27 protein-coding genes, 3 tRNA genes and 1 other RNA gene are annotated in these 25,235 nt (G+C 66.7%); 18 read left to right on the plus strand and 13 right to left on the minus strand.

What is annotated here, in order from left to right:
• Positions 1-28: 28 nt before the first annotated feature.
• The 3 genes from ACYU98_RS12565 (at position 29) to ACYU98_RS12575 (ending at position 3,451) form a co-directional block, all read left to right on the plus strand.
• Positions 29-2,134, plus strand: coding sequence for an acyltransferase family protein (locus ACYU98_RS12565; RefSeq protein ID WP_460468561.1), 2,106 nt, complete (start codon positions 29-31; stop codon positions 2,132-2,134).
• A 144-nt stretch (positions 2,135-2,278) separates the two neighbouring features.
• Positions 2,279-2,351: transfer RNA gene (locus ACYU98_RS12570), tRNA-Arg, on the plus strand.
• A gap of 206 nt (positions 2,352-2,557) precedes the next feature.
• Positions 2,558-3,451 (plus strand): SRPBCC domain-containing protein, encoded by an 894-nt coding sequence (locus tag ACYU98_RS12575; RefSeq protein WP_460468562.1) that lies wholly within the window; start codon positions 2,558-2,560, stop codon positions 3,449-3,451.
• On the opposite strand, the gene ACYU98_RS12580 is transcribed toward ACYU98_RS12575, so the two are convergent.
• Positions 3,448-3,831, minus strand: a complete 384-nt coding sequence (locus tag ACYU98_RS12580) for a DUF1304 domain-containing protein (protein ID WP_460468563.1) — start codon at positions 3,829-3,831, stop codon at positions 3,448-3,450. The genes ACYU98_RS12575 and ACYU98_RS12580 overlap by 4 nt on opposite strands.
• A 64-nt stretch (positions 3,832-3,895) precedes the next feature.
• Between ACYU98_RS12580 and ACYU98_RS12585 the strand changes: the two genes are divergently transcribed.
• Together ACYU98_RS12585 and ACYU98_RS12590 are read left to right on the plus strand one after the other, a co-directional pair.
• Positions 3,896-4,381, plus strand: coding sequence for a hypothetical protein (locus tag ACYU98_RS12585; RefSeq protein WP_460468564.1), 486 nt, complete (start codon positions 3,896-3,898; stop codon positions 4,379-4,381).
• Positions 4,382-4,384: 3 nt separating this feature from the next.
• The gene (locus tag ACYU98_RS12590; protein ID WP_460468565.1) at positions 4,385-5,110 is read left to right on the plus strand and encodes a TSUP family transporter; all 726 of its coding nucleotides are present in this window, start codon (positions 4,385-4,387) and stop codon (positions 5,108-5,110) included.
• Positions 5,111-5,126: 16 nt separating this feature from the next.
• Here ACYU98_RS12590 and def read toward each other — a convergent pair whose 3' ends face one another.
• Genes def through ACYU98_RS12605 form a run of 3 tightly spaced genes read right to left on the minus strand, consistent with a single transcriptional unit; the run spans position 5,127 to position 6,781 of the window.
• Entirely contained in the window at positions 5,127-5,705 is a 579-nt protein-coding gene (gene def, locus ACYU98_RS12595; RefSeq protein ID WP_460468566.1) for a peptide deformylase, read from the minus strand.
• A gap of 41 nt (positions 5,706-5,746) precedes the next feature.
• Complete coding sequence (locus tag ACYU98_RS12600; RefSeq protein ID WP_460468567.1) at positions 5,747-6,601, minus strand: PH domain-containing protein; 855 nt, start codon at positions 6,599-6,601, stop codon at positions 5,747-5,749.
• A 6-nt stretch (positions 6,602-6,607) separates the two neighbouring features.
• Positions 6,608-6,781 (minus strand): hypothetical protein, encoded by a 174-nt coding sequence (locus ACYU98_RS12605; RefSeq protein WP_460468568.1) that lies wholly within the window; start codon positions 6,779-6,781, stop codon positions 6,608-6,610.
• A 152-nt stretch (positions 6,782-6,933) separates the two neighbouring features.
• On the opposite strand from ACYU98_RS12605, the gene ACYU98_RS12610 reads away from it, so the two are divergent.
• From ACYU98_RS12610 to ACYU98_RS12620, 3 genes are read left to right on the plus strand one after another with little or no spacing between them, the layout of a single operon-like run.
• Complete coding sequence (locus tag ACYU98_RS12610) at positions 6,934-7,893, plus strand: small ribosomal subunit Rsm22 family protein (RefSeq protein WP_460468569.1); 960 nt, start codon at positions 6,934-6,936, stop codon at positions 7,891-7,893.
• Between the two features lie 59 nt (positions 7,894-7,952).
• The gene (locus ACYU98_RS12615; protein WP_460468570.1) at positions 7,953-8,510 is read left to right on the plus strand and encodes an ArsR/SmtB family transcription factor; all 558 of its coding nucleotides are present in this window, start codon (positions 7,953-7,955) and stop codon (positions 8,508-8,510) included.
• Positions 8,497-9,729: an MFS transporter gene (locus tag ACYU98_RS12620; RefSeq protein WP_460468571.1), complete on the plus strand. Its 1,233-nt coding sequence runs from the start codon at positions 8,497-8,499 to the stop codon at positions 9,727-9,729. The genes ACYU98_RS12615 and ACYU98_RS12620 overlap by 14 nt, the downstream gene beginning before the upstream one ends.
• On the opposite strand, the gene upp is transcribed toward ACYU98_RS12620, so the two are convergent.
• Positions 9,726-10,364, minus strand: coding sequence for a uracil phosphoribosyltransferase (upp, locus tag ACYU98_RS12625; protein ID WP_460468572.1), 639 nt, complete (start codon positions 10,362-10,364; stop codon positions 9,726-9,728). The genes ACYU98_RS12620 and upp overlap by 4 nt on opposite strands.
• On the opposite strand from upp, the gene tadA reads away from it, so the two are divergent.
• Positions 10,363-10,842, plus strand: coding sequence for a tRNA adenosine(34) deaminase TadA (gene tadA / locus ACYU98_RS12630; RefSeq protein ID WP_460468573.1), 480 nt, complete (start codon positions 10,363-10,365; stop codon positions 10,840-10,842). The genes upp and tadA overlap by 2 nt on opposite strands.
• 38 nt (positions 10,843-10,880) lie before the next feature.
• On the opposite strand, the gene ACYU98_RS12635 is transcribed toward tadA, so the two are convergent.
• A tRNA-Ser gene (locus ACYU98_RS12635) sits at positions 10,881-10,970 on the minus strand.
• 104 nt (positions 10,971-11,074) lie between these two features.
• Between ACYU98_RS12635 and ACYU98_RS12640 the strand changes: the two genes are divergently transcribed.
• Together ACYU98_RS12640 and ACYU98_RS12645 are read left to right on the plus strand one after the other, a co-directional pair.
• On the plus strand, positions 11,075-11,431 hold the full coding sequence (locus tag ACYU98_RS12640) for a helix-turn-helix transcriptional regulator (RefSeq protein ID WP_460468888.1): 357 nt from the start codon (positions 11,075-11,077) through the stop codon (positions 11,429-11,431).
• A gap of 48 nt (positions 11,432-11,479) precedes the next feature.
• A complete protein-coding gene (locus ACYU98_RS12645; RefSeq protein WP_460468574.1) occupies positions 11,480-11,911 on the plus strand; it encodes a VOC family protein in 432 nt (143 codons plus the stop codon).
• Positions 11,912-11,947: 36 nt separating this feature from the next.
• Here the strand turns inward: ACYU98_RS12645 and ACYU98_RS12650 are convergent, their stop codons facing one another.
• The 3 genes from ACYU98_RS12650 to ACYU98_RS12660 are packed head-to-tail and all read right to left on the minus strand — an operon-like array spanning position 11,948 to position 14,044.
• Positions 11,948-13,198, minus strand: a complete 1,251-nt coding sequence (locus tag ACYU98_RS12650) for an alpha-hydroxy-acid oxidizing protein (RefSeq protein ID WP_460468575.1) — start codon at positions 13,196-13,198, stop codon at positions 11,948-11,950.
• 26 nt (positions 13,199-13,224) lie between these two features.
• Positions 13,225-13,749 carry a LytR C-terminal domain-containing protein gene (locus ACYU98_RS12655; RefSeq protein ID WP_460468576.1) on the minus strand — a complete coding sequence of 175 codons (525 nt, stop codon included), beginning with the start codon at positions 13,747-13,749 and terminating at the stop codon, positions 13,225-13,227.
• Between the two features lies 1 nt (position 13,750).
• Complete coding sequence (locus ACYU98_RS12660; RefSeq protein WP_460468577.1) at positions 13,751-14,044, minus strand: type II toxin-antitoxin system VapB family antitoxin; 294 nt, start codon at positions 14,042-14,044, stop codon at positions 13,751-13,753.
• Positions 14,045-14,155: 111 nt separating this feature from the next.
• On the opposite strand from ACYU98_RS12660, the gene ACYU98_RS12665 reads away from it, so the two are divergent.
• The gene (locus tag ACYU98_RS12665; RefSeq protein ID WP_460468578.1) at positions 14,156-15,706 is read left to right on the plus strand and encodes a helicase HerA-like domain-containing protein; all 1,551 of its coding nucleotides are present in this window, start codon (positions 14,156-14,158) and stop codon (positions 15,704-15,706) included.
• A gap of 11 nt (positions 15,707-15,717) precedes the next feature.
• On the opposite strand, the gene ACYU98_RS12670 is transcribed toward ACYU98_RS12665, so the two are convergent.
• Positions 15,718-16,512, minus strand: coding sequence for a LytR C-terminal domain-containing protein (locus tag ACYU98_RS12670; protein ID WP_460468579.1), 795 nt, complete (start codon positions 16,510-16,512; stop codon positions 15,718-15,720).
• A gap of 211 nt (positions 16,513-16,723) precedes the next feature.
• On the opposite strand from ACYU98_RS12670, the gene ACYU98_RS12675 reads away from it, so the two are divergent.
• The 4 genes from ACYU98_RS12675 to ACYU98_RS12690 all read left to right on the plus strand — a co-directional run bounded on the left by ACYU98_RS12675 (position 16,724) and on the right by ACYU98_RS12690 (position 20,038).
• Positions 16,724-16,810: transfer RNA gene (locus ACYU98_RS12675), tRNA-Ser, on the plus strand.
• Positions 16,811-16,882: 72 nt separating this feature from the next.
• Positions 16,883-16,979: signal recognition particle sRNA small type (ffs, locus tag ACYU98_RS12680), an RNA gene on the plus strand.
• Positions 16,980-17,033: 54 nt separating this feature from the next.
• Positions 17,034-19,376 carry a DNA polymerase III subunit gamma and tau gene (locus ACYU98_RS12685; protein ID WP_460468580.1) on the plus strand — a complete coding sequence of 781 codons (2,343 nt, stop codon included), beginning with the start codon at positions 17,034-17,036 and terminating at the stop codon, positions 19,374-19,376.
• On the plus strand, positions 19,376-20,038 hold the full coding sequence (locus ACYU98_RS12690; protein ID WP_460468581.1) for a lysophospholipid acyltransferase family protein: 663 nt from the start codon (positions 19,376-19,378) through the stop codon (positions 20,036-20,038). The genes ACYU98_RS12685 and ACYU98_RS12690 overlap by 1 nt, the downstream gene beginning before the upstream one ends.
• A 20-nt stretch (positions 20,039-20,058) precedes the next feature.
• Here ACYU98_RS12690 and ACYU98_RS12695 read toward each other — a convergent pair whose 3' ends face one another.
• Positions 20,059-20,619 (minus strand): DUF5063 domain-containing protein, encoded by a 561-nt coding sequence (locus ACYU98_RS12695; RefSeq protein WP_460468582.1) that lies wholly within the window; start codon positions 20,617-20,619, stop codon positions 20,059-20,061.
• On the minus strand, positions 20,612-21,214 hold the full coding sequence (gene recR, locus ACYU98_RS12700) for a recombination mediator RecR (RefSeq protein ID WP_460468583.1): 603 nt from the start codon (positions 21,212-21,214) through the stop codon (positions 20,612-20,614). The genes ACYU98_RS12695 and recR overlap by 8 nt, the downstream gene beginning before the upstream one ends.
• 183 nt (positions 21,215-21,397) lie before the next feature.
• Here recR and ACYU98_RS12705 point away from each other — a divergent pair, with 183 nt between their 5' ends.
• Positions 21,398-22,879: a hypothetical protein gene (locus tag ACYU98_RS12705; RefSeq protein WP_460468584.1), complete on the plus strand. Its 1,482-nt coding sequence runs from the start codon at positions 21,398-21,400 to the stop codon at positions 22,877-22,879.
• Here ACYU98_RS12705 and ACYU98_RS12710 read toward each other — a convergent pair.
• Complete coding sequence (locus ACYU98_RS12710; RefSeq protein WP_460468585.1) at positions 22,849-23,649, minus strand: phosphatase PAP2 family protein; 801 nt, start codon at positions 23,647-23,649, stop codon at positions 22,849-22,851. The genes ACYU98_RS12705 and ACYU98_RS12710 overlap by 31 nt on opposite strands.
• Before the next feature lie 314 nt (positions 23,650-23,963).
• Between ACYU98_RS12710 and ACYU98_RS12715 the strand changes: the two genes are divergently transcribed.
• A complete protein-coding gene (locus ACYU98_RS12715) occupies positions 23,964-25,235 on the plus strand; it encodes an aspartate kinase (protein WP_460468586.1) in 1,272 nt (423 codons plus the stop codon).

The raw sequence follows: 25,235 nt of genomic DNA on the forward strand, positions 1-25,235 counted from the left end.
CCGCGGATCAGCGACCAAGGGGAGAACCGTGCAGCAGTCCGTGACGCCGAAAGAACAGGCCTACCGGCCCGATATCGAAGGGCTGCGCGCGATCGCGGTGTTGATGGTGTTGCTCGCCCACGGGCGGGTGCCCGGATTCTCGGGTGGTTTCGCCGGTGTCGATGTCTTCTTCGTGATCTCCGGCTTCCTCATCACCGGCCTGCTGGTGCGCGAGGCCGAGCGCGACGGCCGGATCTCCTACGTCGACTTCTGGGCGCGGCGCGCCAAGCGGCTGCTGCCCGCCTCGAGCTTGGTGCTCGTCGCGACGATCCTGCTTTCCTGGCTCGCCGTTCCGGCGGCGCTGTGGAACACCGTCTCCAAGGACATCATCGCCTCGGCGCTTTACGTCGTGAACTGGCGGTTCGCCGACCAGTCCGTCGACTACTTCGCCCACACGAACACCAGCCCGGTTCAGCACTTCTGGTCGTTGGCCGTCGAAGAGCAGTATTACGTCGTCTGGCCGCTGCTGCTCGGCTTGCTGCTGTTCATCGCGCGGCGCGCGCAGTTGAAGATTCGCGCGGTGATGGCGGTCGGGCTCGCCCTGATCTTGCTGCCGTCCTTCATCTGGGCGTTGGTCTACACCAACAGCGAGCCGGCCAAGTCTTACTTCGTCACCACGACCCGTTTGTGGGAACTGGCCGCCGGCGCCCTGGTTGCGGTGGCCGCCCACCTCTGGATCCGACTGTCGCGTCAGGCCGCGGCGGTTGCCGCGATCGCCGGCGCCCTCGGTCTGCTGTTGACCGTTCCGCTGTCGAAGGCCGACGGCTGGCCCGGAGTCAGCACCCTGCTGCCGGTCCTGGCGACGGTTCTCGTCATCGTCGCCGGCTTCACGCTGCGCGAGGGGATCGTCCATCGCGTGCTGGCCTCGGCGCCGATGGTCTGGATCGGTGGCCTGTCCTACGGCATTTACCTGTGGCACTTCCCGCTGATCACCATCGCCGACCTGCACTGGGGTGAACTGGCCTGGCCGCTGGCGTTGGCCATCGCGCTGGGCTCGGTGGTCCCGGCGTTCCTGACCCAGCGGTTGCTGGAGAACCCCGTACGGTTTGCCGGCGCGCTCAAGCGCGCTCCGTGGCTCGCGATCGGGGTGGGTGCGGTCTGCACCCTGCTCGGTGTCAGCGCCGGTGGTGCACTGGCCGCGGCCGGGAACGGCGAGGTGAAGCAGGCGGCTTCGGCCGATGTACGCGGGGTGGGCGACGCGATCGGCAAGACCGGCGTGACGACGCCCGCGAAGCCCGGGCAGAAGGCGCCGCCGAACCCGCTGCTGCTGCCGCCCGACCCGGCGAAGATCGACCTGGCGATCAAGTCGATCACCCCCGACCCGCTGCGCGCGGCGCAGGACGTTCCCAAGCACTCCTGCCTCATTCAGATCGAGGTGACGATCCCGAAGAAGTGCGTCGGTGGCGATCCGAACGGCAGCCGTACGCTCGCGCTGGTCGGTGACTCCAAGGCCGACATGTGGGCCGACGCGGTGTCGAAGTACGCCGCCGATCACCACCTGAAGCTGGAGATTTACACGAAGGCCAGCTGCCCGTTGACGACCGAGCCGATCTATCGCACGGCCTCGGCCGGGCACAACTATCGCCAGTGCACGACCTGGGTCTCCACGATGCTGCAGAAGCTCACCCAGCAGAGGCCGGTCGCGGTCGTGACGTCCGGTTACGCCGCCCACGCGATCGCCGCGAACGGCAGCGCCGACACCGGCCTGATGACCAAGGGCTACGTCGACGCATGGACCCGGTTGAAGCAGTCCGGAATCCCGGTCATCGCGATCGCCGACGTTCCCGATACGACCGGAAACGACACCTCGGTCTGCGTCTCTGGCCACCGCGGCAATGCCAACCAAGCCTGTGCGTACGAGAAGAACGGCGGCTCCGGCAGCGCGAGCCTGCAACAGGCCGCCCAGCAGGTCGGATCGCAGTTCGTCACGGTCAACGACTGGGTCTGCCCGACCGACAAGACCTGCCCGGTAGTGGTCGGCAACGTGTTGGTCTTCCGCGACGACAAGCACCTCACACAGGCCTTTGTGACCTCGCTCTACCCGGTCTTCGAGGCCCGGATGGAGCGAGCGTTCGGAGCGGCCGGAGTGGGCTGAGGCGCCCGCTCACCGCCGGTCGTCCGTCACTTTCGACCGGGGATTGCGAGCGTCTGGGCGGCGACCGGAGGGGTACCGCTGGTCGATTCGCGGATCGGTGAGGGAGCCTGTAGAGTGTGACGTCGTTGCCGGAGACGGCGACACGCACCCGTAGCTCAACGGATAGAGCATCTGACTACGGATCAGAAGGTTGGGAGTTCGAATCTCTTCGGGTGCACTCTGTGTTGAGACAGAGGATGAAGCCCTGACTGACGGAAACGCGGTCGGGGCTTCTGCTTTGCCTGGCTCTATGCCGCCCGCCCGGAGGCATTCACCGAGATCATTAACTGGTGAGGGCGCGACTCCAGCGTCTGGACAGACCGGTCGGACGCTCTCGACACCGAGGTCATGCGGCCGGCGATCTACCGCACCAAAGGGGAAGCCATGACCAGCGACCAGTTCCGACGGGCACTCATCGGAACCTCCGACCAGCGATCACTGAGTGTGCAGCGCGACTACCTGACTGATCCCGCCGACCTGTGGGCGGCGCTGACCCACCCCGAGCGGTTGGCACGCTGGTTCGGAACCCTGAGGACCATCCCGAGCGGGGTTGCTGATTCATTCGTCGCAGCGCTGAGTGACGAACCCGGCGACGTGGCCAGCGGCGAAATCCTGGTCTGCGCCCCGGCCCAGCACCTCGCGTGTTCGTGGACCTACGGCGATGAGCCGACCGGTCGGATCGATGCTGTTATCCAGCCGGTCGCCACCGGAACCCGTCTGCTGCTGCTGCATTCCGGGGTCCAGGGGTCATCGGTCGCCGACTACGGCGCCGGCTGGGAAGGGATGCTCGGCGAACTTGCACGGTCGCTGGGCGACAGCGTCGTTCGTACGGATTCAGCGCAGCCCTGGGCGGCGCTTGCACAGTTCCCCCTTGAAATACACCGCACCATCGCGGCGCCGATCGAGCAGGTCTGGCGCGCGTGGACGACCGTGGACGGGCTGCGCGGCTGGTGGTGGAACCACTGGGCCGGCGTTGAGTTCGACCTCGACCTGCGGATCGGCGGAAGCTATCGAATTGCCCCACCACACGGCGAGTTCGCTCTGCGGGGTGACTACCTAGCGATCGAGGCGCCACGCCACCTGGCGTTCAGCTGGCAATGGGTCGACCAGGACGGCGCGAGTGTCGACGAGGCATGCGACCTGACGCTCGAACCGGTGGCTGATGGCACCGCCTTGGCCCTGCGCCACACCGGCGCCTGGATCACCCCGGCCGGCGCCGACAACTACCGCATCGGGTGGCTGCAGACCCTCGACGCGCTGGATCACCTGTTCGGCTAGAGGATTGCGACTAACAGCGCGATGACGGCGAGCAGCGGGGCACCGCCCTGCCGTACGGCCGCGGAGCGCTTGTCGGGACTGCTCAGGAACAGCACGCTCGCCGCGGCGAGCATCGACCCGACACCGACCAGCGCGAGGGTCTCGGCAATGTCGTGGTGGCCGAGGGCGTAGGCAACGATGCCGGCAGCGACCTCGATCGCCAGGAACAGGTTGTAGAAGCCCTGGTTGTACGCGAGTTCCTTCGTCTGCTCGGCCTGTTCCGGTGTCGTCCCGAAAACGGCCCGGGCGCCGGGCGTGGTCCAGCGCAGCGACTCGAGAACCCAGATGTAAACGTGCAACAGGGCCGCGAGGGCGGCCAGGACGAGTCCGGTGATGAGCATGGCTCATCCTGGCGCTGCGCGGGCCTTGGCGCCACCCGCCAGCGCTCGCTGCGACAATGGAGCGATGAGCATCTCGACGACACTTGGCCGCGCGGCGATGGGATGCGGGGCGCTTGCGCTCGTTCTCAGTGGCTGTGAATCGGCCAGCAAGACGACGGCTGCTTCTGCCACAACGCCTACGTCGGTCGCGCCGACCGCGGCCGCGACGACGTCTTCTGCACCTTCGTCGGCGCCCACCTCCGCTTCGACGCCTGCCTCGACGGCTGCCTCGACCAGCGCCACCTGCCCGGCCTCGGCGGTTCTGCTCACCGCCTGGGATGCGTCCCCCGACCCGGTCGCCGGCGTGACCGGGTTCACCGACATCACCTGCTGGAGCCACTGGGTCGTCGGCTTCCCGCAGGGCCCCGGCGACGGTGCGATCAAGTTCTCGAGCACGCCTAACCTGCACGTCACCACGCCGGCGGAAGCGCAGCAGTTCGGCAAGGACGTCTGCGCCGCTACCGACGCCCCCGCCGACTGGAAGCAGGACGAAAGCATCATGGTCTGCTGACCGATGGGGATGGGTTGGGAAGCCTTCATCGGCCTCGGACTGGTCGTCGGCCTCGGGGCGTTCGTGCAACGAATCGTCGGCTTCGGCCTGGCGGTCGTCGCCGCGCCGTTCGTGGTGATGTTGGAACCACAGCTGATGCCGGCCGCATTGTTGTTGACCGTGTTGCCGCTGCCGGCTCTGGAGGTCGCGCGGGGTTGGCGGCAGATTCAGTGGCCATTGTTCGGCTGGGCAATGGCCGGGCGATTGCTGACCACACCGTTAGGGGTTTATCTCGTCTCGGTCGCCTCGTCCACTGCGATCTCACTGGCCGTCGCGGCGATCGTGATGGTGGCCGTCATCGGTTCGGCGACCCGCCTGCGGGTGCCTGCCAGCAAGTCGTTGTCGTTCGGAGCCGGCCTGATCACCGGGGTGTCTGCGACCTCGGCGTCGATCGGTGGGCCGTTCCTGGGGCTCGTCTTCCAGGAACAGCCGCCCCGGCAGGTGCGGGCCACCCTTGCCCCGTTCTTCCTCATCGGCGCGGCACTGTCGTTCGCGGCCCTCGCGACCGCAGGGCAGGTGGACCGCGGGGCTTTGCTCGCCGGCCTTTGCTGGCTGCCGTTCGTGGCGGCCGGTTCGGCAATCGCTCAACCGTTGCGCCATCGCATCGAACCGGTGCTCTTTCGCCGGGCGATGCTTGTGGTCGCAACGATCGCAGCGGTGGCCGTGGTGGCGCGGGTTGCGTTGAGTTAGGGCGCCTTTGGCGACCTCAGACCTTGTCGGCCTTCTGCGTCGCGGGGTCCCACTTGGTGATCCGCTCGTCCTGCCAGCCGCGCTCCTTCAGCGCCTGCCGGGCAAATGGGCGCTCGGTGGGGGTCAGCCGATCGAGGTAGAGCTTGCCGTCGAGGTGATCGGTCTCATGCTGCAGGCAGCGCGCGAACAGGCCGTGGCCTTCGTACGACACCGGCTTGCCATCGAGGTCGGTGCCGGTCACCCGCGCCCAGTCTGCACGCGGAGTGGGGAAGTTCTCGCCCGGAACGCTGAGGCAGCCTTCAAGGCCATCATCTTCATCCGGTTCGCCCGGCGGAACGACCCCTCGCTCCAACACCGGGTTGATCACCACGCCGACATGGTTGGCCACGTCCTCGTCGTCGTCCGGGCAATCGAACACGAAAAGCCGCAGCCGGGAAGCAACCTGGTTGGCGGCCAGACCCACGCCGTGGGCTGCCTCCATGGTGTCGAACATGTCGGCAACCAGGGTGCGCACCTCGTCGGTGACCTCTTTGACCTTCTTGGTCGGCTGGTGCAGCGCCTTGTGTCCAACAATCGTGATGGGGCGGACGGCCATGGTGTCTCTTCTGTCGTGCGGGAGGGGTTCGACCGCCGATTCTAAGGGCGCTTGTCGCGCTCGACCCACACGACCTTGGTCGAGTCCTCCCGGCTGACCGCCCAGGCGCCGTCCTCGTCGCCGACATCCTGCAGTTCGGTTCCCATCCGGTGATCGGGTGTGGGCTCCGTCGGTTGCGGGCCACGCAGCAGCCGCTCGCGCAGCGGGGTGCGAGCCTGCGTGCGGTAACGGTCGACGTACGACCCCAAGCGGGAGAGTGCTTCCTCGTCGATGGCGTGGCTGGCCATCTCGGGGACGGCGGCGGGTTCGACCCCGCGCGGGAGGTTCGGATCGGTGTCATCAATGCGGGTCTCGCCGGCGGCGACGGGCACCATCGGTGGGATGACTGGCTCCTCGCCGGCAAACAGCTCGGCGCAAATGGCGCGGTAGGCCTTCTCGGGGTGCGGGATCCAGCGGATGTCGCGCAACGCCTGCTCCTGGCCGGCGCTCTCCATGATGAATTCGCCGTAGCCGAGGAACCGCCCGATCAGGGGTTGATTGAACGACATGTCGGTGACCTTTGACAGCGGCATCATCGCGGTCTTCCGGTTGAACACGCCGCGTCGCCAGACCAACCGCTGATTGGTGGCCATGAACCAGTCGCGGCTCCATAGCCACAGCACGATCAAGGTGTAGGCAGTCATGGCCGCCAGCACATACCAGGTGGCGTTGGTCAGCGCCCCGAGCGAGGCGGGCGCGGTGAAACCGATCGCGATGGTCAGAATGAAACCGACGAAGAGCGCGAAGACGGTTCCGAACAGCGACATGGCATGCGGTCGGTGCACGACCACCATGCGTTCGCCGGGAACCATGAACCGGCGCATGGTCGCCGCTCCGCGCGGGTCGACCAAGTCCATCGCGGGCTACTTGCCCAGGATCGCCTGGAAGAACTTGCCGATGTTCTTCACGCCACTGACCAGCAGGTCCCAGATCGAGTGAACGATGTCGGCGGACTTGTCGGGGTTGGTGAAAACGGCATAGAGAATGAAGGCGAAAATCACCCAGATGGTGATCTTCTTGATCTTCTCGGTAGCCATGGTTGCCTCCGGTTCGACGGCCGCGTGAACTGCTGTGCGCCCAGGGGATTGGGCAGGATCCGTCGATCATCATGCCAGGCATTCGCCGCGTGACCCATGTGGCGTGTGTTTCGGGTGTGTCGAACGGCGCGACGAGCGGCTAATCTCACGCCGTGAACCCGCTTGCGCTCAGTCTCCGCTCGGCCCTCGACGAGGAGTTGTCGGGGCGTCCGCGCGCGGCGCTCACGGCTGCGACAGCGCGGCTCTCCGAGCGGTATCGGCGCGGTGGCGCGGCGACCGCGCCGATCCTGTCCGACGAGACGGACGTCGCGGCGTATGCGGCTTACCGGATGCCGGCCACGTACGCCGCCGGTGAGCGGGCGCTCGACCTTGCGGCCCGTTGTGTTGCCGAGTCGATCGACTCGGTCGTCGACCTCGGCGGCGGAACCGGAGCCGCTGCGTGGGCGGCGCAGGCGGTCTTCGAGCCGGCCACGATCCGGGTGTTGGAGCAGGCCGACCCGGCGCTGCAGGTTGGGCGCCGACTGGCCGACGGGGTCATTGATGCCGACTTCGCACGGTGGCGCCTGGGTGAGGCGGTGCCAGCGGCGGACCTGGTCTCTGTCTCGTACGTCCTATCGGAATTAACTGCAGCGCAACAGATGTCGATCGTTGATGCCGCCTCGATGTCGGCCGCCAAGGCGGTCTTTGTGATCGAGCCGGGAACTCCGGATGGTTACGCGCGGATACTTGCCGCGCGATCTCGACTGGTCGCCGCCGGTTGGACCATCGCGGCGCCCTGCCCCCAATCCGGCGCCTGCCCCATCTCGCCGCCGGATTGGTGCCACTTCGCCGCGCGTGTCGAACGCTCCGCCGTGCACCGGCAGATCAAGGGCGGCGATCTGTCGTACGAAGACGAGAAATTCTCCTTCATCTTCGCCGTCCGCGAAGGTGGCGAACCGGCCGGTTCGCGGGTCCTGCGTCATCCGGTCAAGCGGAAGGGCTACCTCGAGCTCACCATCTGTGACAGCGAGGGCGGACACGGCCGAGAGGTCATCAGTCGCAAGCGCGGCGGGGACTACAAGCGCGCCCGCGACCTGCGCTGGGGCGACCCGTGGGGCAGGGTGGGCGACTGAGCTGCGACTCCCCAACAAGTGCTTGACGGTCAACCAACTGAGGGTGTTGACTGCCAAACATGTCTTTGGGAGATCGGCCTGGCGCCAGCGAGTTGCGAGCGGCTCGGGCCTACGCCCATCCGCTCCGGTTGCGCATTCTGTCCCTGCTCACCGGGGTCGAGTTGAGCGCGGCCGAGGTGGCCCGCGAGCTCGGTGTGACCCAGGCCAACGCCAGCTATCACCTTCGCAAACTCGCGGGTGCCGGCGAACTGGTGATCGGTGGAACCGAGAAGGTGCGCGGCGGGGTGGCCAAGAAGTATCGCTACGTCGCCAGCGAAGCCGAAGCGAACCGCACCCCCGTTGACCCGGACACTCACGTTGCCCGCAACCAGGCGATGCGCGCTGCACTGAACAGAGAACTGGAGCGTCGCATCCCGTTGGCCACGGACGGTCCGGCTCTGTTCGCCGACGCCGAGGTGTGGGTCGACGCGGCAGTCTGGAAGGAAGCTCACGACCTCGTGAGACGCGCCTCGATGTTGGTGCACGACCAAGCCAGACCACCTCGTACGGCAGGCGCCCGCCAGGTCTCCTTCGTCAGCTGGATGTTCCCGATGGGGTCCGCCGATGAACGGCACTGACTTCTCAGGGGTGTTGCGCCACAAGGACTTCCGATGGTTCTTCGGAGCAACCACCGTCAACCGCCTCGGCGGGATGATGACGCCGGTCACCATTGCGTTCGCCGTTCTCCATGTCGACAACTCGGCCGAGGCGCTGTCGAAGGTGCTCGCCGCCGAGATCACCGCGAACGTGCTCTGCGCCCTGTTCGGCGGGGTGATCGCCGACCGGTTCAGTCGACGCGTCGTGTTGCAATCGACCTATCTCTCGTCGGCGCTGATCATCGGAACCACCGCCTTCCTGCTGGCCACCGATCGCGCCACCGTGGCCCTGCTGATCGGCTTGGCCACGCTCGCCGGCGGCACCACCGCGTTCTCGATGCCAGCGATGCAGGGGATCGTTCCGCAACTCGTTCCGCGCGCGGATCTGCAGCAGGCAAATGCGCTGATGTCGTTCGTACGAAACGGTGCTCAGTTCCTCGGGCCCGTCCTTGGAACGATGCTGGTTGCCTTTGCCGGCCCGCAGTGGGCGCTCGCGGTCGACGCGTGCTCCTACCTTCTGGCGAGCCTGCTGTTGTTGCCGGTCGGGCTGCCGGCGGTCGTACGCGGCGACACCGGGATCGTCCAGGAGTTGCGCGAAGGCTGGGGCGAGTTCCGATCGCGCAGCTGGTTGTGGGTCATCGTGGTCGCGTTCGGGCTGCTCAACGCGATCCAGTCGGGAGTGATCGGCGTCATCGGTCCGGTGCTGGCAAAGAACACCGAGTCGCTGGGCATCCGAGGCTGGGGCCTGGTGATGGGCACCCAGGCGGTCGGCATGCTGGTGATGTCGGTGGTGTTGCTGCGGGTGCCGATGAAGCGGCCGCTCCTAGCCGGGATGGGCGCCATCGCGCTGGTCTCTCTGCCGATCGCGATGCTCGGCCTGCACCCCGCAACGTTGCCGCTGATGGCGGTCGCGGCGCTCGCCGGAGCGGGCAGCGAAACCTTCGGCACCGGTTGGAATGTCGCCCTCGGAGAACACATTCCCTCGGCGGTGCTGTCCCGAGTGAGCAGCTACGACATGGTCGGCTCGTTCGTCGCGATGCCCATCGGACTGCTCGCGTACGGCTGGCTCGCCACCGCCGTCGACCACCGGCGGCTGCTGGTGGTCAGCGCGGTGGCCTACGCAGTGATCTCGCTCGGCACCCTCGCGGTGCCCTCCGTACGAAATATGCGTCGGGCACCTGCGTTTGAAAAGGCCGCCTAGACGACGCCGTACAAGCGGTCGCCGGCGTCGCCCAGGCCGGGCACGATGTAGCCCTGCTCGTTGAGCCTCTCGTCGATCGAACCGGTGACCAGGGTGACCGGAACCTTCAGCTCAGCCAGGTCCTTTTCCAAGAACGCGATGCCTTCGGGAGCGCAGAGCAGCGTTACCGCGGTGATGTCGTCAGCGCCACGTTCAGCGAGGTAATGGATCGCGGCAGCCAACGAGCCGCCGGTCGCGAGCATCGGGTCAAGGACGTAGACCTGGCGGCCCGACAAGTCATCGGGCAACCGGTTGGCGTAGGTGACCGCCTCGAAGGTTTCCTCGTCGCGCTGCATCCCGAGGAACCCGACCTCAGCGCTCGGCAGCAGCCGCACCATGCCCTCGAGCATGCCCAGGCCCGCGCGCAGGATCGGCACGATCAGCGGCTTCGGGGCGCTGAGCTTGATGCCCTGGGTGGGCGAGACCGGCGTCTCGATATCGAACGGTTCGACGCGCACCTCGCGGGTGGCTTCATAGGCCAGCAGCGTCATCAGCTCTTCCGCCAGTCGGCGGAAGGTGGGGGAGTCGGTGCGCTTGTCCCGCAAATAGGTCAGCTTGTGGGCGATCAGCGGGTGATTGGCGACGAGAACACGCATGAAGGAAACTGTACGGGTGGATCCGGCTGCCGATGACGCGATGACGTATGCGCTCGACGAGGCGCGCGCCGCGCTGGCCACCCAGGACGTCCCGGTCGGGGCGGTGGTGCTCGATCAGACCGGGCAGGTGATCGGTCGCGGCCGCAACGAGCGGATCCACGGAAAAGACCCGCTGTCGCACGCCGAGATCGTCGCGATCCGTGACGCTGCGGCCACTTTGGGCAACTACCGCCTCGATGACTGCATCCTGGTCGTGACCCTCGAACCCTGCTTGATGTGTACGGGCGCAGTGATGCAGTCGCGGATCGGCCGGGTCATCTTCGGGGCGTGGGACGCGAAGGCCGGGGCCTGCGGCAGCGCCTGGGACGTCGTTTCGACCAACCCCAGCCCCCACAAATTGACCGTGACCGGGGGCGTACGGGAGGCGGAGTGCGCTCAGCTGCTCACCGATTTCTTCCGGGCGCGCAGGGGCAAATGAACAGCAGAACGGCCCCGCAGTGGCGGGGCCGTTCCGACTGGCGGTGGCGGAGGGATTTGAACCCTCGGTGGGGGTTAACCCACAAACGCTTTCGAGGCGTTCTCCTTAGGCCGCTCGGACACGCCACCGCCGGAGACAATACCGGAACGACTGGATCAGCCCAAAACCGACGTGACACGCTGTGTCGGTGGACCTCGATGACCTCGTACGACTGCGGCGGGCGCGCGACCGGATGGACCGCGACTATGCGCAGCCACTCGACGTCCCGGCGCTGGCTGCCGACGCGTTGATGTCGGTCGGCCACTTCCAGCGAGTCTTCAAGCAGGCCTACGGCGAGACGCCCTACGCCTATCTGATGACTCGGCGCGTCGAGCGGGCGCAGGCACTGCTGCGCTCGGGTGATCTCAGCGTGACCGACGTCTGCCTGGCTGTCGGGTGTACGTCGCTGGGGTCGTTCAGCGCGAAGTTCACCGATCTGGTGGGGGAGACCCCGACGGCTTACCGAGCGCGCAGCCACCAGGAGTGGTCGGGGGTTCCGGGCTGTGTGGTCAAGCAGGTGAACCGGCCGCGCCGCGCGGGCCGCAAGTGATCACTTTTCGAGAAGCGCTCGACGCCCGGCGCGAATAGCGTTGCTGGCATGAGCAACCCACTGGAATCCCTGACCCTGTCCAACTGCTTCCTCTACGTCGACGACCCGGAGAAGGCGCTCGGCTTCTACCGCGATGTTCTCGGGCTGAGCGTGCAGACCGATGTTCGCAACGGTGACTTCCGTTGGCTGACCCTCACGACGCCGAACCAGAACCAGCCGGCGATCACCCTGCAACAGGCCGAGGGGATGCCCTACTCCGAACAGGACAAGAAGGCCGTCGCCGAACTGACCGCCAAGGGCGTTCTCGGTGCGCTGATTTTCACCGTTGACGACGTCGATGCGGTGTTCGAGCAGGTCAACGCCTCGGGCGCGGAGGTTCTGCAGGAGCCGGCCGACCAGTTCTACGGCGTTCGGGACTGCGCCTTCCGCGATCCCGCCGGAAACATGGTGCGGATCAACGGCGCGCTGAAGCAGGGCTGAGCGGTGTGCCGCCCGGGCTGGGATCGGCCACGCGGCTCAACCGGCGAGGGTGCTCCGGTCGATCTCCGCGATCGACCGGACGCCCGCGTTGGCCATTTGCAGGTCAAGTTCGGCGCGGAAGTGTTCCAGGACGGCTTGGGCCCCGGCCGACCCGGCGATCGCCAAGCCATAAACGTACGGCCGACCGATCCCGACGGCGTCGGCCCCGAGCGCCAATGCCTTGAAAGCGTCTGCTGCGCAACGGATTCCGCTGTCGAACAGGACCGGAACCCGCCCATCGACGACCGGCGCGACCGCCTCCAGCGCATCGAGTGAGGCGATAGCGCCGTCGGTCTGGCGGCCGCCGTGGTTGGAGACATAGATCCCGTCGGCGCCATGATCGAGCGCGCGTTGGGCGTCGTCGGCGGACTGCACACCCTTCACCACGATCGGCAGGTCGGTCATTGCCCGCAAGGTCGCCAGGTCATCCCAGGTGAGGTCGGTCTTGGAGAAGACGTCCAGGAAGGTCTGCACCGCCTTGCGCGGCGCCGGCGACCGCAAGTTGTCGGCCAGCGACCCGGGGTGTCGGCGCGACATCTGAACCAGGGATCGTACGGCGCTGGGCGTCGGGCGCCCTTGCACCACAGGCGCTTGCGCCGAACCGGCGATCTCGTTGAACGCGGGATCCGAGGTGTATTGGGCGATGCCCATCCCGCGGGCGAACGGCAGGAAGCCGCGGTCCAGATCGAGGGTGCGCCAGCCCAGCACCAGGGTGTCGAGGGTGACAACGATCGCCCGCGCGCCGATCGCCTCGGCCCGTCGTACGAAGGACTCCACGACGGCTGGCTGATTACTCCAGTAGAGCTGGAACCAGCGTTCGTGGTCGCCCAGTTCGGCGGCGATCTGTTCCATCGGCTCGGAGGCCTGCGAGGAAATGATCATCGGAACCTGTGCGGCGCGCGCTGCCCGAGCGACGGCCAGGTCGGCGTCTCGGTGGGCCATCTCGAGCACCCCGATCGGGCAGGTCAAGAAGGGCGAGGGGTGGCGCACTCCGAACAACTCGATCGACTGATCGCGCTGAGACACATCGCGCAGCATCCGAGGGACGATCCGGTGTCGGTCGAATGCGGCGCGGTTGGCGGTCATGGTGCTGCCCAGGCCGGCTCCGGTCTCCACATAGTCGCGGGCCGGGCCCGACATCGCTGCGCGTCCACGGTCGGTCAGGGCTTGCGGATTGGTTGGCACCACCGGGCGACGGCCGAACACTCCTGCGGAGTAGATCCGCGACTGAATATCTCGCCCGTACATCGGATCTCCTTGTGGTGCAGTGTTGCTCAGCAGCCAGCCGGGGTGGTGACCGTCGGCTGGGTGACCTCGCTGAGGGTGGGGAACTGGTCGCCCGTCACGACATCGACACTGGCGTCGTCGCGGCCATCCTGCAACAGCGTGGCATTCGGGAATAGCGGCTGGATCCATTTCTTAGCATTCGCGACGCCCCGTGGACCGAACCGAATCTGGCCAACGCCAGTCAGTTTCATTGAATAGGGGTCATTGCTGACGACCGAGACCGAGAACTGCCGACTCTTGAGCGCCTTGGCTGTCTCCTTCGCCTTCCCCTGGCCGGTCGAGGCGTTGTAGACGTTCACCGGGAAGCCAGAATTCGGCGGAATGGTGGTCGTCGGCGAACAACTCGCGGGAAGCGGCGCCGGACGGCTGCCGGGAATCAGACCACCGGCGTACGCAGCCGCGTAGGCGGCTCCGGCGATCACCAACAGCGCGACCACCACCATGACGATGATCGAGCGCCGGCGCTTTCGGGCGCGGGCCTGCGCAAGACCGTTCGGCTGGGCGTACTTCATCTCAGGCCACCAACACGCGGGCGTGCAGGTTCGGTCGCTGCTGCAGCGCGGCGCGCAAGGCGCGGTGGAGGCCGTCCTCGAGGTATAGATCGCCATGCCACTCGACGACGTGGGCGAAGATATCGCCGTAGAAGGTGGAGTCCTCCGACAGCAGGGTGCCGAGGTCGAGCACCCGCTTGGTGGTGATCAGTTGGTCGAGTCGGACCAGTCGCGGCGCGACGGAGCTCCACTGTTTTGGGGTCTCCAGGCCGTGGTCCGGGTAGGGGCGCCCCTCGCCCACAGCCTTGAAGATCACCGCGTCATTGTAGGTCGCCAGCGCGCAGGATCCGGGAGTTGTCCGCCGGTGTTCCTTGGGGTTGCCTGTGAGTCTGCCCACTGCCGCCGCCGCGGGTCTAGAGTCCCACCCGTGAGCGAATCTGCTGCCAGCCAACTCGACCAGATCAAGACCGGCTATGGATTCGAGGGCGCGGCCCTCGAACTGGGTGTCGCGATGGATGCGGGCAACCCGCAGCCTCAGGTCCCGGTGCGCCTGCCGTTGTCGATGATGAACCGCCACGGCCTGGTGGCCGGCGCGACCGGAACCGGAAAGACCAAGACCCTGCAGGTGATGGCCGAGCAACTCTCGCTCGACGGTGTTCCGGTGTTCGTTGCCGACATCAAGGGCGACATCTCCGGTCTGGCCAGCCCGGGAGCGCCGAACGACAAGCTGACGGCGCGAACCCAGGCGATCGGGCAGGACTGGAAGCCCGGCGGCTACCCGACCGAGTTCCTCTCGCTCGGCGGCCTCGGCAAGGGTGTCCCGATCCGAGCCACGATGACCTCGTTCGGTCCGACCCTGCTCTCAAAGGTATTGGGGCTCAACGACACTCAGGAGTCCAGCCTCGGGCTGATCTTCCACTACGCCGACGCTCGCGGCCTGACGCTGTTGGACTTGAAAGACCTCCAGGCGGTCATCCAGTTCCTGACTTCCGATGAGGGCAAGGCTGATCTGAAGGGTCTCGGCGGGCTCTCGCCGGCCACCGCCGGCGTCATCCTGCGGTCGCTGATCACCTTCTCCGACCAGGGCGCCGACGCGTTCTTCGGGGAGCCTGAGTTCGACACCCAGGACCTGCTGAAGGTCGGTGCCGACGGCAAGGGCGTCATCACCTGCCTCGAACTGCCCCAGGTTCAGGACCGCCCGGCCCTCTTCTCGACCTTCCTGATGTGGCTGCTGGCCGACCTTTTCCACGACATGCCCGAGGTCGGCGACGCCGACAAGCCGAAGCTGGTCTTCTTCTTCGACGAGGCCCACCTGCTGTTCAAGGACGCCTCGAAGGCCTTCCTGACCGCCATCGAGCAGACCGTCAAGCTGATCCGTTCCAAGGGCATCGGCATCTTCTTCGTCACCCAGACGCCCAAGGACGTCCCCGACGACGTGCTCGCTCAGCTCGGCAACCGGATCCAGCACGCACTGCGCGCGTTCACCCCCGACGACCAGCAGGCGCTGCGCCAGACGGTCAAGACCTTCCCGAACAGCGCGTACGACCTGGAGGAGTTGCTCACCCAGCTCGGCACCGGTGAAGCGGTGGTCACCGTGTTGTCCGAGAACGGAGCGCCCACGCCGGTCGCGTGGACCCGGATGCTCGCGCCGACCTCGTTGATGGCGCCCTCGCCCGACGCCACGATCGATCAGATCGTCGCGGCCTCACCGCTCGCGGCTAAATACGGACAAGCGGTGGACCGCGAGTCGGCGTACGAGATGTTGAACGCCCGCGTGGCCAACGCGCCGGCGCCCGCTCCGGGCGACCCGCAGGTGCCGGAACCGGCTCGGCCCCCGGCAAAGGCCGCGAAGCCGCAGCCCGGCATGGTCGAACAGGTCATCAAGTCCAGTGCTTTCAGGTCTGCGATGCGTTCGGCCGGAACGGTGCTCGGTCGGGAGATCACCCGCGGCATCTTCGGCACCGCCCGTCGTCGCTGACTAGCAGCGGTTCAACAACCCGGCGGACGCGTCGAGGTGGGCGTCGGGGCAGCCGTCGCTTGAGCGACCGGCACCAGTGCATCGAACTTGCTGCCGAGCACAAGGTCGACGCTGGTGTCGGTGCGTCCGTCCTTGACCAGTCGGGCACCCTTCACCGACAGCGCGACGCGGCGGGCTGCTGGTTCGCCGTGGTCGCCGTAGCGCACGATCGCGGTGTCATCGGGCAGGAACTGGGCCCGCGGGTCGTTCCCGGTCTTGGCGATCTGGAAACCGCGAGCGCCCATTTCGCCGCCGATGGTGCCGCCCAATCCCGTACGGAATGTCGTGTTGTAGACGTTCAGCGTGACCTTGTTCGCGGCCGGCGGCGGAACTGGCACCAAGGCGAAGGAGTTGCCGAGCACCAGATCGACCGTGGGGTTGGTGCGGCTGTCCTGGTAGAGCACGGCGTTCTGCACGGCCCCCGCGAGGTTGAGCGCGACCTGCCGACCGTTCTTGCCATAGCGAATCTCGGCCGCCTTCGGCACTGGGCGCTCATCGGGGTTCGGGTCGTTCCCGGTCTTCAAGACATGGGCACCGCGCCAAGAGAGCTCCGACGAGACCTGGGAAGCGAGGCCGTCCTTGTTGCTGGCGTTGTAGACGTTGAGGTAGGTCTGTTGCAGGGCGACCTTGAAGGTCGGCGTCGCAATCGTGGTCGGACACGAGGGAGAGGCTGAGGCCTTCGGTTTGGCGTCCTGGGAACACGCGGTCAGAACACCGGAGGACGCCACGAGAACGGCCAGGGTGGCAAGCGCCAAGCGAGGCTGCACTGGGGACCCTTTCGATGCGTGTCATCGGGACTCGATCGTCCCATCAGGAGAGGCGGTTCCGTACGAGCCGACAGCGCCAGTCTCCCGCGCGATCCCCTTTTCGGACGGTTCCGGTGTCCAGTATGCCGACCGGTGCTGAGAAACTCCCACATAGGCACTCCGTACGGCCGATTTCGCAGGAACTGACCGAGCCGGTATTCTCGACCGGCCTGGAGGATTCGCATAGTGGCCTAGTGCGCACGATTGGAAATCGTGTTGGGGATGAAACCCCTCGCGGGTTCAAATCCCGCATCCTCCGCAGCTCGCCCGGTGGTGCTTTCGCACCACCGGGCGATTTTTTGTTCAGCGGCGTCGGTGATCTATCCTGAGCGTCGGCCCCTCACGTGGTGGTACCTCGCTGAACTCCCCCAGGGCAGGAATGCAGCAAGGGCAGGCGAGCTCTTCCAGGTGCGTGAGGGGTCCTTTCACACCCTCTTGCCCTGCGATCGGTGGCTGTCGGTCCCGCGCAATAGAGTGGCCGGGTGAGCACCGCCCTCTACCGCCGCTACCGGCCGGAGACGTTCGCCGAGGTGATCGGCCAAGAACACGTCACCGAGCCGTTGATGCAGGCGCTGCGCACCGGCCGGGTCAACCACGCCTACCTCTTCAGCGGCCCCCGCGGGTGTGGCAAAACGACCAGTGCGCGCATTCTGGCCCGCTGCCTGAACTGCGAGCAGGGCCCCACCCCCACCCCGTGTGGAACATGCGAGTCGTGTGTTGCGCTGGCCCGTGGTGGTTCCGGAACTGTCGACGTGATCGAGATTGACGCGGCCAGCCATGGTGGCGTCGACGACGCGCGTGATCTGCGCGAACGGGCGTCCTACGGCCCGGCGCAGAGCCGCTTCAAGATCTACATCATCGACGAGGCCCACATGGTCACCCCGCAGGGCTTCAACGCGCTGCTGAAAATCGTCGAGGAACCGCCGGAACATGTGAAGTTCATCTTCGCGACGACCGAGCCGGAGAAGGTGATCGGCACCATCCGGTCACGCACCCACCACTATCCGTTCCGGCTCGTCCCGCCGGCCCGGCTGGCCGACTATCTGCAGCAGCTGTGTGGGTCTGAGGGCGTGCCGGTGGAGCCGGGCGTGCTGTCGCTGGTGACCCGCGCGGGCGGCGGGTCGGTGCGTGACTCGTTGTCGGTTCTCGACCAGCTGATTGCCGGCTCGACCGACGTCGGGCTGACCTACTCCGGCGCGACCGCGTTGCTCGGTTTCACCGACACGGCGCTGCTCGACGCAACGGTCGACGCTTTCGCTGCGGGCGACAGTGCCAGTGTCTTCACTCAGATCGACCACGTCGTCGAGTCCGGCCAGGACCCGCGGCGGTTCGTTGAGGATCTGTTGGAACGTCTGCGCGACCTGATCGTGGTTGCCGCTGTGCAGGACGGGGCGGCGCGGGTGTTGCGCGGGTTGCCCGAGGACCAGTTGGAGCGGATGCGCGCGCAAGCGGGTGCGTTCGGCCCGGGCGGGCTGACCCATGCGGCTGACATCATCAATGCCGGCCTCACCGAGATGACCGGCGCCACCAGCCCGCGTCTCCAACTGGAGTTGATGGCTGCCCGAGCGCTGCTGCCGCGCGCCATGGGGGAGGAGGGCTATGCCGCCCGCCTCGACCGGGTCGAGCGTCGACTCGACATCAGTTCCGGGGTGCCGGCTGGTCGGATGCCAGTGGCCGTGCAGCAGGTCCAGGTTGAGTCGGTTCAGACCGGGCCGGTTGGGTCTGCGCCGGTCAAGGCTGAGCAGGTAATGGGCGAGCAGGTTCAGGCGGCGCCGGTTAACGCCGAGCCCCCTACTGCTGAGCCCCCTACTGCTGAGCCCCCTACTGCCGAGCCGCTTGAGGCTGCTCCGGCGCAGCCGGAGCCGGCCCCGGCTGCGCCCGAACGTGTCTCGACGGCTGCGGTCCCCGCGCCCGAACACGTCTCGGCCGCTCCAGTGCCCGAGCCGGAGGTATCCCGCGACGCTGAGCCGCCGCCTGAGGATGAGCCGGCCCCGGAGCCGGTGGACGACCCGCGTCCGATTGCGGAGCCGCGGCCGGCCCCGCAGTCGCAGCCGGTCCCGCAGCCGCCTGCGCCCGCCCCGACCCGCGGCGGCATCTCCGTCGATGCGATCCGGCAGGAATGGCCCGACATCCTGCGCCGCATCGCGGCCAAGCGTCGGGTCACCTGGACGCTGATCAGCCAACATGCCCACGTCGCCTCTTACGACGGCTCGGTCCTGGTCCTCACCAGCAACCACCCCGGTTTGGTGGAGCGGATCAGCTCCGATCCCAACCCCGACATAGTCCGCAGCGCCGTGCATGACGCGCTCGGCATCGACGTACGAGTGCAGGCTCGTCTCGGCGACGGTGGCGCTGCTGCGCCCAGCGAGCAGCGGGAATCGGCGCCGTCCACCGGGTGGGGCCCTGGTGTTGAACGTCCGAAGGTGCAGAAGGCCGACGATCAGACGCAGCAGGCCGCGCTCCGATCCCGTTGGCAGCAGCGCGTTCAACGCGCCGGTGGCGATTCTGTTGCTCCGGCCGAGCCCCGACCGGGAGGGGCCGCCGGCCGCCCGACCACCGGTGCCGCCGACCTCGACGCGCAGGCGGCGATGTCGCGGGTGCAGCGCGATGATTCCGCCGGTGACTGGGGCAGCAACGCCAGTGCCGCGCCGGACTGGGCAACGGCGGAGTTCGCCCCTCGCTCGCCAGCGGCGACCGAACCGGTCGACGAGAGTCCGGTCGAATCGATGGACGACGAGGATGTCGACGACGCCGGCGAGGTCGGTCTGCCGGTGATGACCGCAGTTCTGGGGGCGACCGTCATCGAGGACCGGAGGGATCTCTGATGCTCTATATCGCCACCAAGCTGGTGGCGACCCCGGTCGCCCGCGCTTATTTCCGGGCGAAGATCGAGGGAACCCACCACGTCCCGACCAGCGGTGGGGTGCTGCTCGCCTCGAACCATCTCTCCTTCATTGACAGTTTCGCGATCCCGCTCGCTGCCCCACGCAAGGTCGCGTTCCTGGCCAAGAGCGACTACTTCACCGGCAGTGGACTCAAGGGCGCGGCGATGCGCCGATGGTTCACCGCGATGGGCATGGTGCCGGTGGATCGCGATGACTCTCGGGCGGCGAGCCAGTCGTTGGAGATCGCGCTGGAGGTGCTGGGCAGGGGAGAGGCGTTCGGGATCTACCCCGAAGGGACCCGCTCACGCGACGGCCGGCTCTACCGCGGCCACGTCGGCGTGGCTCACCTCGCGTTGACGGCGGGGGTCCCGGTCGTCCCGGTCGGCCTCATCGACACCCAGAACGTTCAACCGGTGGGCAGCAACCGCCCGCGTCGCGTGCCGTTCACGGTGCGCTTCGGCGAGCCGTTGGATTTCCGGCACCGTTTCGAGGGGGTTCCCCACGGGAGAGCCCGGCGCGAGGCGACAGACGAAATCATGAACGCCATCGCGGCGCTGTCTGGCCAGGAGCGGGTCGACTCCTACAACGAACGCAGCCACTGAACCGACGTCAGGGATGGACGTCAGGGATGCAGGGCGTCGAACTCCGCTTCGGATGCAGCGTCGTCGTCGACGTCCAACCGCAGGTGGCCCAGGATCGTCTGCAAGACCCGCAGGCAGGCCGACACTCGCACGCCCCAGGTCGACAGGTAGCTGAACTGCCACCACCACAGCGCCTCGACGGTGCGGCCGGTGTCGTAGTGGGCGAAGCCGTGGTCGAGCGACTGAACGATGTCGGCGAGGTCGTCGCTGATCGCGCCACGGGCCACCTCGAGCGAGGTGACCGGGTCGACCAGATCGGTGTAGTCGTCGATGCCCTCGAAGAGGTTGGCCAGGTTTTCGCGCAGCGGGTCCAGGTCGCCCTCGAGCCCGGCATCGTGTTCGAAGCGTTCCTGCGGAACGATGTCCTGCACGGCGCCGAGCCGGGCGCCGCAGACCTGCAGGTGGGAAAGCAGGAGTAACAGCAACGGGATGGAAGTCTCGGGCGACCCGCCGGAGGCCACCTCTCGCACCCCATCGCTGAACGACTTCGCGTCGTGGGCGGTCTCGGCGGCCAGGCCGCCCCAGTCGGAGATCTCAGACACCAGACAGCACCTTTCGTCCTTCGATCGCGCGGCCCAGGGTGACCTCGTCGGCATATTCCAGATCGCCGCCGACCGGCAGACCGGAAGCCAGTCGGGAGATGGTGATGCCCAGTGTGCGCATGCTGCGCACCAGATAGGTGGCGGTCGCTTCACCCAGATGGTTCGGATTGGTGGCGATCAGCACTTCCTCGATCGGTTCCTCGCCCAACCGGCGGAACAGTTCGGTGATCCGCAGGTCGTCGGGGCCGATACCGGACATCGGATCGATCGCGCCACCGAGAACGTGATAGACACCGCGGAACTCGCGGGCCCGCTCCATGGCCATGACGTCCTTGGACTCCTCGACCACGCACAACTTGGTGCGGTCGCGCTTGCCGTCGGAGCAGATCCGGCAGCGTTCGGCCTCGGAGACGTTGAAGCAGGTGTCGCAGAAGCGCACCTTCGCCTTCACCGTACGCAGCACTTCGACCAGCCGGTCGACGTCGGCTTTTTCGGCCTCGAGCAGGTGGAACGCAATGCGTTGGGCAGACTTCGGCCCAATCCCCGGCAGATGGCCGAGCTCGTCGATTAGGTCTTGGACCACGCCTTCGTACACGGTGATCAGCCTACGACCTACCGCCGACATCCGGACCAACTGCTGCGGCCGCGAGGTCGAGCCGGTCGGAGTTGACGCCGCTCAGGTCAGTCCCAACCGTTGGTCGCGCTGGGCTTCGGCGGTCTGGAACCGCATCAGCGGGGAGCCCAGGGAAAACTGAGGAACTCCCCGTAATCTTCAGCCATGGTCGAACATGCCCGCGACCGCGGACTGGCGAGGATCTTCGATCGTGGCCGACGCGGACGGTGGGCAGCCGGGGCGCTTGTCGCCGGACTGCTGATTCTCAGAATGCCGTCACTATGGCGGCAACTCTTCGACCCGGACGAAGCGGTTCTTGCCGACCAAGCCATCACGCTCACCCACGGCGGCCAGCTCTACACCGACGCGATCGACCGAAAACCGCCGCTTCCGGCCGAGATCTATCGCGGCATATTTGACCTGACCAGCAGCACCGACCTGCGGCCGGTGCACCTGATGGTGACGGTCTGTCTCGGCCTGGCGGCGTGGATGATTTCCACAGATCCGTCGCTGCGCGATCGGCGTAGTCGGTGGACCGCGGCAGCACTCTTCGTTCTCGGCTGCGTTGCCTTCCTACCCTCGACCGCGCAGTCCGCCAACTTTGCTCACTTCGCAGTCCTTCCCGGGGCGGCGGCGATGGTTCTTGCTCGCCGGTCTGAACGCGGATCGGCGTTTGTCGCGGGAGTGGCCGTGATTCTTGCCGTGGGCTGCCGGCAGACGTGGCTGATCGGAATCCCGGCCTCGGCGGTGTCGATCTGGTGTGTGGGCAAGAAGATGCGATTCGCCGAATGGCTGGCCGGGCTTGGCGTCGGTGCTGCGGTCGTCGTGGTGGTGAGTGGCGATGCCGCGGGCATGCTGCACTGGGCGATTCTCGGAACAGGCGGGTTCCTGACCTCGCTGCCGTCCACAGCTGGATTGGCGCAGGCTTTGGGGGTCAATGTGGTGGGCCAAGTGGTGGTGATGCACGCCGCCTTGCTCTGGCTGGTGTGGCGTGCCCGGTCGACCTGGCGCGCCCATCCGGACCTGTGGGTGTGGGTCTGTAGCGGACTCATCGCGTTCATTGCTGGGTGGCGTTTCTTCGGCCACTACTTCCTGCAGTCACTCCCACCTATGGCAGTACTCGCCGCGCCGGTTCTGGTCGGCCTCACTAGTCATCACCGCCGGCGAGCAATCGCGGTGCTGGCCGCGACGGCGCTCGCGACATTGGGCCTCGCGTTCTGGCCGGCGATCGTTCGCAGTTATCCGAACCCAACCCGGTTTGCCGCCACCGTCGATGCCCTCACCCTTCCCGGACAGAAGGTCCTCGTATGGGGCAACTACCCCGAGGCTCTGTGGACCGCAGATCGACCCGCGGCAGGTGCTTTCGTGCATAGCGACTTCGTCACCGGGTTGACCGGCTATCGCGACCCAGATCCGTCGACTGTCGCCACCGTTCCGGTGGCCACGACGACCGCCTTCATGACCGCGGTTGTCCGGCAGCGCCCGACCCTTGTCGTGGACACCTCGACGGCTGGCATGCGGGGATATGGGTCCTACCCGATGACCGTCGTGCCTGAGCTGGAGAGGCTGATCAAGCGGTGCTATCGCCGAACGACAGTGGTGGACCGCGTCACGGTCTATCGCCGGGTGGGCTGCGCTTCTGGTTGATGGTCGCGAGGAGCCGGGCCAGCGTCGCTGCTGAGGGTGAGCTCTTCGTAAGTCCTGGCCGGCGTGTAGGCCGAATGTCCGTAGAGCGCCCGGACTGCGCCGAGCGAAATCGCAATGACCATCGCGCCGGCCACCCCGTCGATGGCGAAGTGGTTGGCCGTCCCGATCACGACCGTGAAGGTCGCCAGCGGATAGAGCAGCGCGATATATCGCACGACGCGGTGGGTCGCCACGCTGAACACCGTCAGGCCGCACCACAACGCCCACGCGCAATGCAGGCTCGGCATCGCGGCGTAAAGGTTGCTGTGTTCGGCCACGGTCGGGTTGCTCCAGGAGCCGAAGGTCGGGTGGAGCATGCTGATGTCGAAGAATTGGCCGGAGGGCAGCAGGCGCGGCGGAGCCATCGGCAGCAGGTAGAAGCTGATCAGCGCGATCACGGTCGTGAACACCAACGTCGACCGGATGGGTCGATAGATCTTCGGGTGACGCCAGAAAATCCAGATGAGGACAGTCGCGGTCACCGGGAGGTGCAGGAAGCTGTAGTAATAGTTCATCCAGGTCGCGACTGTGTCGTGGTGGGCCACCCAATGGTTGACCGGCACCTCGAACGAGACGTGGAAGTCTTCCGAGAGTTGATGGACCTTTTCGCCGCGGTTGATCGCGACGCTCTTGCGAGTCGGCGCAAGGTTGCGCAACCGTTCGTAGATGACGTCGAGCGCAACGAGAATCGCGATTTCGACCCACCACCGCGGAGCGCGATATGCCCGCACCCGGGCAGGCAACAGCGCGGGAAGCGTCCGACTGCGGTGTGCAGTGGTCCCCCCGCCGACACTGTCAGCACTGCTTGACATATTTGTCAGTCTCCCACGGTTTGCTCAGCGTTCATGGTAGGGCAGTGCCGCGTTGCCCGCGAGTGGATAAGGGGTCCGCATGGCGGTCGCCCAGCGGGTGCGGCATAAAGGCGTCGATACGATGGACGTCCCAGGTGGCAACAACGGCTCCATGCCAGGCATTCCGAGCGATCGGTGCGTGTGGCGGCGGTCACCCAGAGGCCACCGCAGCCGAGTGTCACGGAGAAGTTGAAGTGAGTCTGGTCGTCCAGAAGTACGGCGGGTCGTCGGTCGCGGATGCCGACAGCATCAAGCGCGTCGCGCGCCGCATCGTCGACACCCGTAAAGCGGGCAACAGTGTCTGCGTCGTTGTGTCGGCCATGGGTGACACCACCGACGAACTGCACGACCTGGCCGCGGCCATCTCACCCGCGCCACCCGCCCGTGAGATGGACATGCTGCTCACCTCCGGTGAGCGGATCTCGGCGGCGCTGCTGTCGATGGCGATCGCTAACCTCGGCCACTCGGCCCGTTCCTACACCGGATCTCAGGCCGGCGTCATCACCGACGACAGCCACGGCTCGGCCAAGATCATCGACATTCGGGCCGGTCGTATCCAGCAGGCGATCGAATCCGGCCACATAGTGATCGTCGCCGGTTTTCAGGGCGTCAGCGAGGACTCGAATGAGATCACCACGCTCGGGCGGGGGGCTTCAGATGCGACCGCCGTGGCGCTCGCCGCAGCGCTGAAGGCCGACTACTGCGAGATCTACACCGATGTCGACGGTGTCTACACCGCCGACCCGCGGATCGTTCCGCGCGCCCACAAGATCGACCGGATCAGCAACGAAGAGATGCAGGAGATGGCCGCCGCGGGCGCCAAGATCCTGATGCTCCGGTGTGTCGAATATGCACGACGGTTCAACGTCCCGGTCCACGTGCGTTCCTCGTTCAGTCATCACGAGGGCACCTGGGTTGTGAACACCACAGAAGGAGAAGAAGGCGTGGAAGATCCGATCATTGCCGGGGTCGCACACGACCGCAGCCAGGCGAAAACCACTCTTGTCGGGGTGAAGGACGCTCCGGGTGTCGCGGCGAAGGTGTTCCAGATCGTGGCCGGCGCTGAAATCAACATCGACATGATCGTGCAGAACGTGTCCGCTCTGGACACCGGGCTGACCGACATCTCGTTCACCTGTCCCAAGAGCGACGCACCGCGAGCGGTCGCGGCGCTCCAAGCCGCGAAAGCGGACATCGGCTACGACCAGTTGCAGTTCGACGACCAGATCGGCAAGCTTTCGCTGATCGGTTCGGGCATGCGCTCGGCCCCCGGCGTCAGCGCCACCTTGTTCCAGGCGCTCGCCGACAACCGGATCAACATCGAGATGATCTCCACCTCCGAGATCCGCATCTCGGTCGTCACCAAGGACGACCAACTCGATGACGCCGTACGAGCGGTCCACACCGCGTTCGGTCTCGACACCGCCGCCGGCGAGGCCGTGGTCTACGGCGGGACGGGGCGCTGA

It is taken from the genome of Calidifontibacter terrae, assembly GCF_054778835.1.

Coding starts and splice junctions, on each gene's coding strand:
- ACYU98_RS12575 (WP_460468562.1), top strand. CDS start 2,558: ATGACCAGCGACCAGTTCCGACGGGCACTCATCGGAACCTCCGACCAG.
- ACYU98_RS12580 (WP_460468563.1), bottom strand. CDS start 3,831: ATGCTCATCACCGGACTCGTCCTGGCCGCCCTCGCGGCCCTGTTGCAC.
- ACYU98_RS12585 (WP_460468564.1), top strand. CDS start 3,896: ATGAGCATCTCGACGACACTTGGCCGCGCGGCGATGGGATGCGGGGCG.
- ACYU98_RS12590 (WP_460468565.1), top strand. CDS start 4,385: ATGGGGATGGGTTGGGAAGCCTTCATCGGCCTCGGACTGGTCGTCGGC.
- def (WP_460468566.1), bottom strand. CDS start 5,705: ATGGCCGTCCGCCCCATCACGATTGTTGGACACAAGGCGCTGCACCAG.
- ACYU98_RS12600 (WP_460468567.1), bottom strand. CDS start 6,601: ATGGACTTGGTCGACCCGCGCGGAGCGGCGACCATGCGCCGGTTCATG.
- ACYU98_RS12605 (WP_460468568.1), bottom strand. CDS start 6,781: ATGGCTACCGAGAAGATCAAGAAGATCACCATCTGGGTGATTTTCGCC.
- ACYU98_RS12615 (WP_460468570.1), top strand. CDS start 7,953: ATGTCTTTGGGAGATCGGCCTGGCGCCAGCGAGTTGCGAGCGGCTCGG.
- ACYU98_RS12620 (WP_460468571.1), top strand. CDS start 8,497: ATGAACGGCACTGACTTCTCAGGGGTGTTGCGCCACAAGGACTTCCGA.
- tadA (WP_460468573.1), top strand. CDS start 10,363: ATGAAGGAAACTGTACGGGTGGATCCGGCTGCCGATGACGCGATGACG.
- upp (WP_460468572.1), bottom strand. CDS start 10,364: ATGCGTGTTCTCGTCGCCAATCACCCGCTGATCGCCCACAAGCTGACC.
- ACYU98_RS12640 (WP_460468888.1), top strand. CDS start 11,075: ATGGACCGCGACTATGCGCAGCCACTCGACGTCCCGGCGCTGGCTGCC.
- ACYU98_RS12645 (WP_460468574.1), top strand. CDS start 11,480: ATGAGCAACCCACTGGAATCCCTGACCCTGTCCAACTGCTTCCTCTAC.
- ACYU98_RS12650 (WP_460468575.1), bottom strand. CDS start 13,198: ATGTACGGGCGAGATATTCAGTCGCGGATCTACTCCGCAGGAGTGTTC.
- ACYU98_RS12655 (WP_460468576.1), bottom strand. CDS start 13,749: ATGAAGTACGCCCAGCCGAACGGTCTTGCGCAGGCCCGCGCCCGAAAG.
- ACYU98_RS12690 (WP_460468581.1), top strand. CDS start 19,376: ATGCTCTATATCGCCACCAAGCTGGTGGCGACCCCGGTCGCCCGCGCT.
- ACYU98_RS12705 (WP_460468584.1), top strand. CDS start 21,398: ATGGTCGAACATGCCCGCGACCGCGGACTGGCGAGGATCTTCGATCGT.